This window comes from Photobacterium chitinilyticum, assembly GCF_004104355.1.
In the GTDB taxonomy this organism is placed as follows: Bacteria; Pseudomonadota; Gammaproteobacteria; order Enterobacterales; family Vibrionaceae; genus Photobacterium; species Photobacterium chitinilyticum.
This window is the reverse complement of sequence record NZ_RJLM01000006.1, coordinates 51432-65159: the sequence shown is the minus strand read 5'-3', so window position 1 is coordinate 65159 and position 13728 is coordinate 51432. Positions and strand designations below refer to the sequence as shown.

Genomic DNA, 13728 nt, shown 5'->3' with positions numbered 1-13728 from the left:
GGCTAAAGTAAGCGCCCAAGGCGCATCAAACCCCAAACTTCAATTGATCACGGTGGCAATCCTGCTCTTCTTGATTTTGGATATACGCTCGTACCATTTCCTCATCAAGACCAATAGTTGAGACAAAATAGCCTCTCGCCCAAAACGATTCACCAGTGAAATTTCTTTGTTTCCCTTTAAAATTTCTGGCTATCGATATAGCACTTTTTCCTTTCATGTAGCCAACCACATGTGACACTGCCAACTTTGGTGGGATACTGAGGCACATATGTACATGATCTTTCATCAAATGCCCCTCTTCGATAACTATCCCTTGCCGTCGTGCTAACTCATGAAAGACATCACCAAGGTGCTTTCTAATCGCACCAAATATCACTTTCTGTCTTTTCTTGGGAATAAATACAATATGGTATTTACAATCCCATCGCGTATGAGACAAACTTTTATAATCTCGCATAGGTTATTCCTTCTTACTCTTGGTCGAGATCAGAAAGTACCTTTACCGCGGTAAAGGTAAAACCTATGCGAGTCTCCCCGGCATAGCCGGGGATTTACCCATGATTAATTAATTGCTCTTTCATAACGCTAAATCCACTCTATTTCTTGTCTCTGCATTCGACTTTTTGCTACCTGTCAGGCTGACCAAGTCTTCACTCAGCATCACAATAGCAGGGATCAAAACTAATGTAATGATGGTGGCAAACAGAATCCCATATCCCATCGATATTGCCGCCGGGATCAGAAACTGTGCCTGCGGTGACGTTTCAGCCAACAAAGGAGCCAGGCCGGCATAGGTTGTGGTTGAAGTCAGTAATATTGCCCGCATTCTGCCGGCTCCCGATGCCAATAACGCATCGGTCACTGACAACCCTATCGTTCGTTCTCGGTTATATTGAGAAATAAGTAGCAAGCTGTCATTCACCACAACCCCCGACAAGGCCAGTATGCCAAACAGAGAAAGCAGGCTGATCGGTACGCCATGAAGCCAATGACCCAACAAGGCACCAACAATACCAAATGGAATTGCACACATAATAACAAACGGCTGCAAGTAGGATTTGAGCGGAATCGCCAACAGCGCATAAATCACTATCGCCGCAACAATAAACGCCCCTTTAAACGATTGGGTAACTTCCGCTTCTTGTTGTTGTTGTCCGGAAATCACTATCTCTAGATCCTGATGGTTTGCCTTTAGCTGTTTGAACAGCCCCTCATCTAAGCTATTAATAATCTCTGATGGCGAGATCAGGGCTTTATTCACATCTGCAGTGATCACATTGACGCGACTTTGATTGATGCGCTCTATGCTTGTCGCCACATACTTGGTTGATATGTCAGCAACCGTGCTAAGCGGAACCACCTTGCCATTAGCGAGACGAATTCTTGCGTATTGAAGATCATCCAAGCTCTGACGCTTCTTGACTGGGTATTGAAGCTTAACTTTTACTTCATTCTCGCCTTTTTGAAGACGCTGGATTTCATACCCCTGATAAGCCAGCCTAACCTGTTTAAGCAACCCTGAAGTTGTCAGCCCCATAGCCATCCCTTCCGGCTTCAATGCTAAATCAACCTGCACCTGAGCCGCCTTTAGCCCACTCTTTATTCCAGAGACTCCATTAAATAACTCAAGCTTTTTTATCAACGCCTTGCCTGCGCTATCAATAGTCTGATTGTCTTTGCTTCTTAATTCGATGCTTATCGCTTTGTCAGTGATCATGTCTGCGAGAAAGCTAACTCGAGCAACCCCTTCAAGCGGCGGTACCATAAACTGCCATCGCTCGGCTAGCTCACTGGCGGTAAAAGGTCTCTGGTTATTAGCTGACAGCCCAGCCGTAATAGTAACAGCGTTATCAGACGTAACGACCAATAAATGTTGAATCGGTGCCTTTGATAACGCGAATTCATCGACAAGCTGCTGATTCAGTTCGTCAGAAAGCTTTTCAATGGTTAACGCCTCCCGCTGTACCAAGCCGTAACCGGCATCATCTTCAAACACAAGCTCAACGGTAACAAAATCAGCTGAAATTTCAGGAAAAAAGACCGATTTAATATTCCCTGAAAATAGCAGGCCGACCACAAAAATAAGCACCGAAACAAATATTGCCAATGCGGCATATCGGTACCTAAGCACAACACCGAGAAAGGGCTTGTACATATCGTATGTGAAACGCTTCAGGCCGGTAGTGACGCGGCTCTGCAACCGATTCCAAAACGAAAAAAAACCATGATTTTCCGAACCGGACGACATTTTTAAATGCGCCAGATGCGATGGCAGGATCAGTTTTGATTCGATCAATGAAAACAGCAGGCAAAATGCCGCCGCATAGGCGAACTGAGCAAATATTTTACCCAGATCACCTTCAATTAACGTCATCGCAAGAAATGCCACCATCGTCGTCAGCACCCCAAACGTTGTGGGAGTAGCAACCTTATTCGCTCCCGAGATAGTCGCTTGCAGGGTCGCTCCGTATTTTTCCCGTTCGTCATAAATGCTCTCGCCTATGACTACGGCATCATCAACGACAATACCCAAAGCAATGATAAAGCCGAAGGTTGTCAGCTCATTCAATGTCAAACCAAACAGCGAGTCTCCCATCAATGTCACCGCTCCGGCAAAAATAACGGGGAGACCAACGCCGACCCAAAAAGCAACGCGTACATTCAGAAACAGGGCCAGTAAGGCAATGACCATCGCGATGCCTTGAACGCTATTATCAAGAAGCAGCGACAGCCGATCCTTGATTGGCTTACTTCTGTCATTCCACAGCTCAACGCGTACACCAGCAGGCAATGTCTCTTGATAAGCGCCAACAATGCGCTTTACGGCTTCGGCAACCCGCGTAATGTTGGACTTGCCGTACATCTTGACCTTAAGGCCAACAGAGCTTTGTCCGTTATATCGGGTCAGGTTGTTCTTATTGGCAAAATCATCTTTGACAGTGGCAATATCAGCCAGCCGTATTCGTTGCCCGTCTACGGTCTGTTTAATCGCAATAGTAGAGAACTCTTTTGCGTCATATCTCTGTTGATCCGTCTTGATAGTTAGCTTTCCATCCGGCCCCAATAACTCTCCGCCGGTATCTGTCACAGAAGCGGCATTCACCTTGCTTGCAATTTCTTCCATTGACAGGCCGAGAGCCTGAAGTTGAGCCTCGTCCACTTCAATCGAGATCTCCGGCGATTTCCGCCCTATATAATCGACCCGTTGTATTTCAGCATTCTTTAACAGCTTCCCTCTTAAATCTTCAGCATATTCCTGCAAAACCCTGTCAGCTACATCACCAAACAGGTTAATCGTCATCACGCCTTCTAGCTCAATCTCCCTGCTGATGACGGGCCGCTCTGCACGTTTAGGTAATGTACTGATCGAGTCAACCTTGGTCTTGATATCCCGGTAGAGAATATCCAGATCGTATCCACTGGATTTGGTGACGGTAACAGTGACGCCTTCACCATTTGAAGTACTTTGTATTGTTTTTATCCCTTCAACGCCTTGAAGAGACTCTTCAATTTTAACGGCAATCCCTTCCTCGGCAGACTTAGCAGAACCACTGGAATAATCGACCTTGATGGTGACATTGTTAGGTGGTATTTGCGGAAATCCCTCAATTCGAATATTGAGCAGAGAACTAATCCCTGCTACCAAAATAAGGATCATCAGCAGGTTCGCGGCCACGGAATTACGGGCAAACCAAGCAATAACACCCTGTGATGTATTACCGTGCATACAAACTCTCCATCATCACGGCAGCAACCTGCATACCTTCGACATAGTTAGAAAGCGGCTTGCGTACCAAATTCAGCTGTTCTGGCAAATTCTCCCGTGCCACACCCACATACTTGTCGTTGTTGAACAAAGTTGAAACTTTGTGCTTTACCAGCTTTTGATCTTGCTCGAGCCAAATATAACCATCAGCGGTTACCGATGAAGAAGGAATATTAAACGTGTTTTGTTGTTCCTTGCCTTGCAGTTGAACCTTTACAAAGCTACCAAACAACAAAGAGTCCTCTTGCTCAAGTGGCCTGGCAACCTTAATCGTCAAGTTGCGCGTCCGGTTGTGTTCGTCCACGACCAGAGCAAGGCTTTCAACCTTTCCATTCCAGTGCTGCTGGGAGTTGTAAGTCGACCAAACGGTGACAGTCACCCCATGCAAGCTCTCCGGCAATTGCTGCCACTCTCTTTCAGACAGGGCAACCTTGATTTCTGCCGAGTCGATTGACTGCATCTTGGCTACGCTACTTCCTTGAGACAAATAGGTTCCGAGAGTCGCTGTTCGAGATGTGATAACAGCATCAAACGGCGCATATATCTGGGTATGGGACAGGTTGTTCTGTGCGTAGGCAACTTGCTCTTTGGCTGCTTTATATTGGGTTTATGCAATTTCTAGCTGCGGTTTCCTCAAAGCAAGATCGCTTGGTTTTTCGCCTATTTCGGAGCGCTTCCAGTCTTGTTTGGCACGTTTATGCTTTCTTTGCTCCTGCAGCAAAGCGAGGTTGGCATTAGCCAGCTCTTTCTTCGCATTTGCCAGCGCTACCCGGTAATTTGAATCTTCGATACGAAGAAGCAGTTCGCCTTTTTTAACCTTATTGCCTACCGTAAACTGTTCGGACTTCCATATCACCTGACCTGATGCCTGACTTAGCAGGGTCAGGTTTTCCGTGGCTTTCACTTCACCGAAAGCTTCTATCAATCCTGAATGATCACCAGCACTAACTTGCTGAACGGTAACTCTGGGTAGCGGAAGCTGCTCCTTGAGCGTCACAACCGCCGGCTGGTTGCTAATCGCGTAGTCGGTATAAAGCATTGTTAGTGGAATGGATACAACCGCAAGCAAACTCACGAGTACCACGTTTAGATTTGTTTTTTTCATTTATATTAAACCCCCATTCCCACCGCAAGGCCCAAAGTAATTCGGTTGGAGAACCGTGCTTGTTCTGTTTCTAGCAATTGAATATGTGCCTGAAAGGCAGCCTGCTTGGCTGCGAGTAAAGAAAGGATCCCGCTGACGCCGTCCTGATAGCGAACCTGGTAGTTGCGCATGCTCGATTGAGAGAAATCAAGCGCTTGCTGCAGATATTCTTGCTGTCTGAGCAAAGAGGCTTCATTGTCCATGGCATTTTCGACTTCGGTTATCGCAGTAAGCAGACTATTTTGGTAGGCAAGGTAACTACTTTCTGCTTTTAACTCGGCAATCGCGGCATTACTTTTCAGCCTTCCCCTGTCGAACAACGGCGCGGTGATCCCGCCAACCAAGTTCCAGACCGATGAGTTTTCCAGTAACTGATTCATACTCGTACCGGAGCGGCTGATCGATGCTGTCAGCATGAATTTCGGTAACAGTTCTTTATAGGCCACCGCCGTATTCTTATCTGCCGCAACAATTCTTTGATAGGCGGCGATCAAGTCGGGACGTGAGCCAATCATGTCTCCTGAAAGTTGTATTGGCGGAGCTGATATCTGTGGCAAGTCTGCCGTAACGCCATCTATGTCGGTGCCAGTTTGACCTCGCAATACATTCAGACTTCTCAATGCCCGGCTCTGACTGTGAACCCTTGACTCTAGCGTGGCTCGGACTTTTGCTGTTGCTGCCCGGGCCGCATCAAGATCAGCCTGCTCTTTGGTTCCGTCAATAACCTGTTCTTTGATTATTTCCTCGGTGCTGATCAAGTTAGCAATCCACTGCTTTTCAACCTCAATGATCTTGGCACGATAGCTAATATCGAGCCAAGCTTGGATGACTCTTGCAGCCAGTGAGTTTCTCGCAGATTGGTAATCAAGCTCGCTGGCTTGCTTATTAGCTACGGCTGCGCTGTTAGCGTCCGCTAACCTTCCCCACACATCAAGCTCCCAGCTCATATCCAGAGAGAGCGTTTGTTGCGAGGTGATTTGTCCCTGCTTTGAGCGCTGGCCTTCGAACTTTGCATTCACCGTTGGACGGTCATTAATACCCGCCTGATATTGAAGCAACCTAGCCTCTTCGAGGCGGATAGCCGTTCGTCGCAAATCATAATTCGCAGCCAATGTTTGCTCGACAAGTTGAGCGGCAGACTCCTGCTCTACTAACGCCAGTAATTGATTGGAGAATTCCGAGTTTACATAGGTATCAGCTGACTGCCAGTAGGTCGGAATTGGTACTTCACTTTTTCGTTCAGAAAATACTTGATGAGAATTAATAGCACTACAGCCGGACAGCAACACCAGCAGAGACAGGAGTACGCCTGTTTTTTTGTGAGTTGACCCTTTCATTGTGATCCCTGGAGATTACGTTAAGGGTTTTATAAAGGGCTGGGGGTAAATGATGGGTGAATAACTCGCTGACATTCTCAAGCAGAAGCAGTAACCAAGGCAAAACAACAGGGAGAATGCTAACCCTCCCTGTTGTATATCAGTAACACCACATGGCTGAGGTTCGAGTTTTACTAGTTCCTCCCCGCCATCACGCCTCCATCAACATCCCAGATAGCACCAGTCACCCACTGCGATTGCTCCGAAAGTAAAAAAGCAATGGTTTGGGCAACCTAAAATAAACACATTCAATATTTATTAACTCACTTAACAATCGCACACTTTCAATGATTAAAAATATTGATGACAAACAAAACAATAATTTTAAATTGGAAGTTAACACGCAAATAAAGGAACAACTATTTAGTGATGTGATTTTTTATATTTATAATTTCATTCAGAACCTTAATCCAACAATAGAGAGTCATGAAATGTTTAACAGGAAAATATTAACCGTTGTTATCTTTAGTTTGACAATTTTGGGTTGTGTCGGTGGGTCATCAACAGAACCCGCGGGTGGAAAAGACATAGCGGAGACGGAAACTAACAAAAAAGAAAGTTCATTTAAATGCTTCAACCCTAACCTATGGACTGTTAATACGGTTCATGAGTTCGAGAACAATATTGAAGATACTAACACCAGTTACACATCAAGTGGAAGCTATAGCTTAACTGACGGTTTTTATAAAGGAAAACCTATTCTAGTCAAGCGTAACACCGCCGAAGATGGTACTTTGATTTTTGAAAATCATGTTGAAGTAAACCAACAATCGGGGACTATCAGTTTAGTCCGTGATAAATATAATAATACCGCTAACGATAGTTACTTTGATATTATTTTCACTCCAGAGCTATTAGAAAGATCTTATAATTTAGTAAGCGGTGAGAGTATAACCATTAACTCTCATGTTAAAAAGGAATCTAGTGAGCAATCATTTCCAAGTTATAAACCAATTAACGATATAAATGGAACTTTGACATTTGTTGGTTTCGAGCCTATTGAAACATCCAAAGGAATCTTTAATACCTGTAAATTCAAGAAAGAAATTGAAAAAACCACATACCATAACTCTCAACCATTGTACAAAGCTTACTATACTGAAAAATATTGGGTGACAGTAGATCATGGTTTGGAAATAAAGCATGAATTTTCAAATGGAACCTACACTCGTAATCGTTATCTAACTAGTTACAAAATTGATGATGTTGAATTATTCAATTAACAACAATCTTAAGCACTTTATTTCTACTAGTAACAGATATAAAAAAACCAGCAGTTGCTGGCTTTTTTGAATTTCGCGGAGAGGTAGAGGTTACAGCGCCCTTCGGGCCGTTGCTTTCAACCACTCAACGATCAATTACCTTCCGCTAATTCAAATAACCATTAATCAATCTATATGCCGGCAGTAAATGCAGGTACCAGCGAAACCAGTGTCAATAAACCGAGGCCAAGGTTGAAAGCACGCTGCTTCTCAGGAGTGTTTAGGTAGTGCTTTATCCACCGTCCAAGTAGAGTCCAGCAGCTATTGGCAAAAAAACCAAAAACAGTAAAGACAACGATAATAGTAAACACGGACAGCCAGTAATTTCCAGGCAAACTATAGCTTGTTACCAGTGCCAAACATGCCATCCACGCTTTGATATTGCCAAGCTGAAATATCATTGCCTGCAGGAAAGACAGAGGACGCACTCCCTCTTGATTATTAGCCATGCTATTAAGCACTATCAGCTTAGCCACCAACCACAGCATATAACCCAATCCCAGATAGCGTAATGCTCGATACATTGTAGGATGTTGCTCTAACGCAATCGCGACACCACCTGCGCACAATAACAACAAGAAAACGATACCCATCCGAATCCCGATAAGATGCTTTATCGACTGGCGAATCCCAAACTGCGCCCCTGAACTGGCCAAAAGAAAATTATTCGGCCCCGGTGTCATTGCGGTGACAAAGGCAAATAAGCTCATAGCAGGCAACAATTCCCATACAGTATCCATCTCTCTTTCCTTAACGCTGAAGACTTATACCAATCTACATAAGTATGAATATGTTCAGGATAACGATAGAGTCTGGCGAGTGGGTATTGTTAATGCGTCACCATGACAATTCTTTTATTCCTTTCTCATTAGCCCTTATCTATCCTGTAATCAATAATTAAATGTACCCCAAGTGGAGGTGACAATGTTTATTCCCGATCTGTCAGGCCGCCTCGGACCCAAATTCATCGCACTGGCTGATTCCTTCGCCGAGGCTATCGAAAGCAACGAAATAGAGGCAAACACCAAGCTTCCTCCGCAGCGTATTCTATCGTATCGATTAGGTGTAACCGTGGGAACGATAACTCGGGCCTACCAGGAACTGGAGCGTCGCGGATTGATTGAGCCTAAAGTGGGCAGCGGTACCTATGTCAAAGATCGGCAGGCTGAACAAGACACTTTCTACCATCCTATCACCACCAAAGAAGGGATAGATTTCGCTATTTGCCGACCGCTGCTATTAAGTCAGCAGCAACATCTCTCAACTATTCTGCAAGACTTATCCCATGAACCGACAGCGCAAAAAGCCGTTCTTGATTATTACAGTGCCGAAGGATTGCAAGGACACAACCAAACCTTACAGAGCTGGCTTGCACAGCGCTTAAACTGCGAGATCGATAATCGCCGTCTTATTTGGACATATGGTGGTCAACACAGCTTGTCTATTATTGTTCAATCTTTAACCCGGCCGAAGGAAACTATCTTGGTTGAAGGGTTATGTTACGCGGAATTTATCTATACCTGTCAGCAAACTGAGCGCAAGCTCGTTCCAGTGCAGTTTGATGAAATGGGGATCATACCTGAAGATTTAGAGCTTCATTGCAAGCGACATAAGCCTCGATTGTTATATCTGACGCCAGCAATCCAAAATCCGACAGGAACTCAGATCAGTGACAGTCGCCGTTTAAAAATCATCGAAATTTGTCGACGCAACCATGTACTGATAATCGAAGACGATGTGCTGTATTGTCCACCAAGTCATCGAAAGACCCCGCTTGTCGCTATTGCCCCTGATATCACTCTCTATGTCGGGAGCTTCTCCAAATACTTTGCTGGCGGCCTACGAGTTGGATACCTCATAGTACCACTCTCTTTAAGAGGCGGGATGCAGAAAGCCTTGCGGGCAAGCTGCATGCATATCAGCCCGTTGATGATTGACTTGGTATGCCGATGGCTAACCAACGGCGCAATGGAAGCCGTCGACAATGAAATCGCTTTCGAGCTTAGTGCACGACACCGGTTACTAAATCAGTACTTTCCCCAGCAAAATGATAACGTGGTCCCTGGCTTCAATTGCTGGATTACCCTGCCGGAACCATTAACCGGCTACCATTTCAGCCAACGGCTGCAAGATAAAGGTGTGCACGTTCGTGAGGCCGAGATGTTCGCGGTTGGTCGATATCCGCCTCCAGCTGCGATACGAATTTCGCTTACCGGGCCATCCAGCCGGAATCAGCTAAAAACAGGACTGGAAATTATCAGGAATGAAATTGACTTGAGGGCTGAGGGATAAACGGGAATAAACAGAAAAGGCCGCCAATGGCGACCTTTTATTGTCTTTACTTTCAGACTTATAGTGCTACAACGTTTGCAGCTTGAGGGCCTTTTTGGCCTTGCTCAACGTCAAAAGAAACTTTTTGGCCTTCAGCTAGCGTTTTAAAACCTTCTGAAGCGATTGCTCGGAAATGAACAAAAACATCGGCACCACCATTATCTTGCGTGATGAAACCAAAACCTTTCTCTTCGTTGAACCATTTTACGATGCCAGTAGTTGAATTAGACATATGATGCCCCTTATAAAATTCATGAATAAATCGCAAAAAGCGATGTGCTAATCTATTGAATTATCTAATGTTACGAAAAATATAAGGAAACACATAGGCACTATACGATAGCGTATCAGTATCTAAAGGTTTAACTTGTACTTGATGTTGCATTCAATAACTCTCTTTGGAACTGGCCGAGATAATACCAACTGTTCACTTTTTGTACAGCGCTATTTTGATCTTACTCCCATAATTTACAATTGAAATAAGACACAAAACCAACAATACGCTTTGAGAACAACACGTTAATGCAAAAAGCTTAAAACAAAAACGTTACAACAACTCTAATTATCACAACGATGAGTTTTATTTTAGTTCAATACTGTGTATATAGGCTAGCTAGTTTCGATTAATCGTAATATCAGAAACAAAGCCGTACTCTGTACCAACCAGGGCTTGCTTTAGCATACTGGCGGTTTCTTCTGCCGTCATAAATGTCGACGTATCAAGGTCTTTGCCACTGGTCTTCCAAAAATCCGTCGCCATTCCGCCGGGGTAAACCGCAATAAGTTTCATCGGGCTTCCCTTCAGTTCAAGACGGACAGATTCGACAAGCCCGCGTACAGCCCATTTCGCCGCGCAATAGGTAGACTCCCCCGCCTTGGCAAGCTGTGCCGCCGTCGACATAACCACAACCACGTTAACTTTATGATTGCGATAACGCTTAACCAACTCGCGAAGCAAGAGAATCGTAGACGTTACATTGTTCTGAATCAGCTTATCAATTTCAGAGGGATCTTGCTCTTCAATTGGACCAAAATAACCACTTCCAGCACAGTGGATTACGGTATCAGGCACCTGCTCCAACGATTCCAATAACTCGGCTACCTTATTGGAATCACAAAGATCAGCTTGATTGAACTGTACTTGCCCCGACAGATTTCCGGCAATAGAGGAAAGACGCTGCTCACTACGCCCAGTTAAAACCAGCGGGGTTCCATCAGCGCTATACAGCTCAGCTAATGCGGCTCCCAAACCGCTACTCGCACCTGTAATTAAAATCATGTCATACCTTAAATAAAAAGAGACAAACCATGATAATACATATTCTAAATCGCGTACTACAACGCGGAAGCTGACATATGCGGTTAGTATTAAATTATTACTGACAACTAACTACATAAATCAATTCATCGCTCAGCTGAATACGGGTCATCCGCAAGTATGTAAGCTCTCAGATCAGCCCTGTTCGGATGATCATTCAGCCACTGTCTGATTTCTTTGGCTTTTATATAAGATTCCTGACCAAATTTTTCAGTATACATATCAGAAAAATTATCCTTGGCAGTATTCATTCGAATATTTTTTTGCCATTGAGCAGTAAGAACGGCATTCAATGAGCCAGCTAAGCCGCTCTTCTTCATTAAATCCCATTCACCCTTGTCTAGCCATACCCCGCCAACGCTGGCACTATAGTCTAGGCGGTGAGCACTTTCCGATGTAATACGGAATTTGCGCATGATTTTTCCCGACTGAGGGCAAAGCAATGCCGATTCCGTATCAACTGCTTCACAAGAAACATTGTCAGTGAATTGAAATTCAGGATTACTTTCTTTCCATGACACATAGTCTTCAACTAAAACCCAGTTGCCACCGCAATGCGTGCAAGTATGAGCACGGAATAAATCATCAATAAAACTTGGAGATAAAACACCGACTTTGCAGCTTGTACACTTCATTATTAGTAACACCCTAACCTAAGAAAACAATAAAAACATTATATTTTCAAACTGTTATATAGCAAATTGACAAATATTTCAGCGCGCTTTATCACGCTTTCATTAGCGTGTTGTGGAAACGGCACTGCATTCAACATTACATTCTCAATACAACATTTTTTACTAGCCTCAAAATTCATCACTAGATATTTCCTTGCCTACTGAGTTTTTGAAGCCAAATAAATGCCTACATTGATATCGAGATCTCAAAGACTGTGATCCCCCTCAAACTCAGCATGAGAGATACATCACATCTGCTATTGGTAGATACAAATGTCCAGCTAATGCCTTATTTCTCCAATATATTCCCACAAAATTCGGCCACATAATTACTGCCAACAAAACAGCAAACACTCGCAATGCTTATCTCAACCTAATGTGTTTGTACTCGTACCAAGTAAAAAAACCATAAATGGAAATGGAGAATTCTAATGAAAACCAAAATCTTGGAGTTAAAGCGACACCTCTTGACGGGGACCAGTCATATGTTGCCGTTTATTGTCGCCGGCGGTGTATTACTTGCTTTATCTGTCATGCTAAACGGTAAAGGGGCCCAACCTGAAGGGGCCTTTCTAACCGGTATCTGGGACATGGGCATCGCTGGCTTTACTCTTTTTGTACCCGTACTAGGCGGCTATATTGCTTACTCCATTGCAGATCGCCCAGCACTGGCACCGGGTATGATTGGTGCTTATCTGGCAAACCAGGTCAATGCCGGTTTCCTTGGCGCCATCATTGTCGGCTTTATTGCAGGTTATGTTGTTCTACAGCTGAAGCGTATTCCGCTGTCCAACAAGCTAAAAGCGATCTCGACTTATTTCATTCTCCCTATTGGCGGTACCTTTATTGTTTCAGGCCTGGTTATCTGGGTCATTGGATCACCTATCGCCATGGCGATGGAAAGCCTGAACCTCTGGCTACAAGGTATGGCTGGCGCATCCAAAGCCTTCCTAGGTGCCATTCTCGGTGGTATGACAGCCTTCGATATGGGCGGTCCAGTCAACAAAGTCGCGACACTCTTTGCGCAAACACAGGTTGGTACCCAGCCATGGCTGATGGGTGGTGTCGGTGTCGCTATTTGCGTACCACCTCTTGGCATGTTCCTGGCAACCCTACTTTCACCTAAACGCTATACACCTGAAGAGCGTGAAGCTGGTAAGGCTGCAGGCATCATGGGCTGCATCGGTATAACAGAAGGGGCGATTCCTTTCGCAGCTGCCGATCCTCTACGTGTCATTCCAGCTATTGTACTTGGTGGTATTGTCGGTAACGTTACCGCCTTTATGCTGGGTGTTCTTAACCATGCCCCTTGGGGTGGCCTGATTGTTCTACCCGTGGTCGATGGTCGCCTGTTTTATCTATTAGCAACAATTGCAGGCTCCGTAACCACAGCCCTCATTGTAAATGCACTTAAAAAACCCATTACTGAACGCGAAGAAAAGAACCAAGATGCTGAAGAAGACAGCCTTGAGTTGGATTTTGAATAATTAAATTTGTTGGGAGACATCACATGAAAGTACTCGGCGTAACATCTTGCCCATCAGGCGTTGCACACACCTACATGGCAGCAGAAGCACTGGAAACCGCAGCAAAACACAAAGGTTGGGAAGTGAAAATTGAAACTCAGGGCTCTATCGGTATTGAAAACGAAATTACAGCAAGCGAAGTCGCTAACGCAGACATCGTTATTCTGACAAAAGATATTGCGATCAAAAACGAAGAGCGCTTTAAAGGTAAGAAAATCGTTCGTGTCGGCGTGGCAGATGCCGTTAAGAAAGCCCCTCAAATCATGGATAAAATAGCCGCGCACCTTGCGTAAGTCTAAATAAAATATCGCTATTGTGAACATTGCGGGGC

Annotated in this window: 12 protein-coding genes and 2 pseudogenes; 4 read left to right on the top strand and 10 right to left on the bottom strand. The window is 44.6% G+C overall.

What is annotated here, in order from left to right:
* Positions 1 to 25: 25 nt before the first annotated feature.
* From tnpA to EDI28_RS15485, 6 genes and pseudogenes are all read right to left on the bottom strand, one after another.
* Positions 26 to 457 (bottom strand): IS200/IS605 family transposase, encoded by a 432-nt coding sequence (gene tnpA, locus EDI28_RS15510; protein WP_128784807.1) that lies wholly within the window; start codon positions 455 to 457, stop codon positions 26 to 28.
* Between the two features lie 120 nt (positions 458 to 577).
* Complete coding sequence (locus EDI28_RS15505) at positions 578 to 3727, bottom strand: efflux RND transporter permease subunit (protein WP_128784806.1); 3150 nt, start codon at positions 3725 to 3727, stop codon at positions 578 to 580.
* Positions 3717 to 4358: pseudogene (locus EDI28_RS15500) on the bottom strand (efflux RND transporter periplasmic adaptor subunit); the annotation flags it as partial. The gene EDI28_RS15505 and the pseudogene EDI28_RS15500, both read right to left, overlap by 11 nt.
* Before the next feature lie 15 nt (positions 4359 to 4373).
* Entirely contained in the window at positions 4374 to 4871 is a 498-nt protein-coding gene (locus EDI28_RS15495) for an efflux RND transporter periplasmic adaptor subunit (protein ID WP_128784804.1), read from the bottom strand.
* Positions 4872 to 4876: 5 nt separating this feature from the next.
* Positions 4877 to 6247 carry a TolC family protein gene (locus EDI28_RS15490; protein ID WP_128784803.1) on the bottom strand — a complete coding sequence of 457 codons (1371 nt, stop codon included), beginning with the start codon at positions 6245 to 6247 and terminating at the stop codon, positions 4877 to 4879.
* Between the two features lie 173 nt (positions 6248 to 6420).
* A pseudogene (locus EDI28_RS15485) lies at positions 6421 to 6519 on the bottom strand (sugar dehydrogenase); the annotation flags it as partial.
* A 54-nt stretch (positions 6520 to 6573) separates the two neighbouring features.
* On the opposite strand from EDI28_RS15485, the gene EDI28_RS15480 reads away from it, so the two are divergent.
* Positions 6574 to 7509 carry a hypothetical protein gene (locus EDI28_RS15480; RefSeq protein ID WP_128784802.1) on the top strand — a complete coding sequence of 312 codons (936 nt, stop codon included), beginning with the start codon at positions 6574 to 6576 and terminating at the stop codon, positions 7507 to 7509.
* 170 nt (positions 7510 to 7679) lie between these two features.
* Here the strand turns inward: EDI28_RS15480 and EDI28_RS15475 are convergent, their stop codons facing one another.
* Entirely contained in the window at positions 7680 to 8288 is a 609-nt protein-coding gene (locus tag EDI28_RS15475) for a LysE family translocator (protein ID WP_128784801.1), read from the bottom strand.
* A 184-nt stretch (positions 8289 to 8472) separates the two neighbouring features.
* Here EDI28_RS15475 and EDI28_RS15470 point away from each other — a divergent pair, with 184 nt between their 5' ends.
* The gene (locus EDI28_RS15470; protein ID WP_128784800.1) at positions 8473 to 9840 is read left to right on the top strand and encodes an aminotransferase-like domain-containing protein; all 1368 of its coding nucleotides are present in this window, start codon (positions 8473 to 8475) and stop codon (positions 9838 to 9840) included.
* A 58-nt stretch (positions 9841 to 9898) separates the two neighbouring features.
* Here EDI28_RS15470 and cspE read toward each other — a convergent pair whose 3' ends face one another.
* From cspE to EDI28_RS15455, 3 genes are all read right to left on the bottom strand, one after another.
* Entirely contained in the window at positions 9899 to 10111 is a 213-nt protein-coding gene (cspE, locus tag EDI28_RS15465) for a transcription antiterminator/RNA stability regulator CspE (RefSeq protein WP_128784799.1), read from the bottom strand.
* Between the two features lie 381 nt (positions 10112 to 10492).
* Positions 10493 to 11158 (bottom strand): SDR family NAD(P)-dependent oxidoreductase, encoded by a 666-nt coding sequence (locus EDI28_RS15460; protein WP_128784798.1) that lies wholly within the window; start codon positions 11156 to 11158, stop codon positions 10493 to 10495.
* A gap of 125 nt (positions 11159 to 11283) precedes the next feature.
* Positions 11284 to 11832 (bottom strand): zf-TFIIB domain-containing protein, encoded by a 549-nt coding sequence (locus EDI28_RS15455; RefSeq protein ID WP_128784797.1) that lies wholly within the window; start codon positions 11830 to 11832, stop codon positions 11284 to 11286.
* 470 nt (positions 11833 to 12302) lie between these two features.
* Between EDI28_RS15455 and EDI28_RS15450 the strand changes: the two genes are divergently transcribed.
* Positions 12303 to 13358, top strand: coding sequence for a PTS fructose transporter subunit EIIC (locus EDI28_RS15450; RefSeq protein WP_128784796.1), 1056 nt, complete (start codon positions 12303 to 12305; stop codon positions 13356 to 13358).
* 23 nt (positions 13359 to 13381) lie between these two features.
* Positions 13382 to 13690, top strand: coding sequence for a PTS fructose-like transporter subunit IIB (locus tag EDI28_RS15445; protein WP_128784795.1), 309 nt, complete (start codon positions 13382 to 13384; stop codon positions 13688 to 13690).
* The last annotated feature ends 38 nt before the right edge of the window (positions 13691 to 13728 follow it).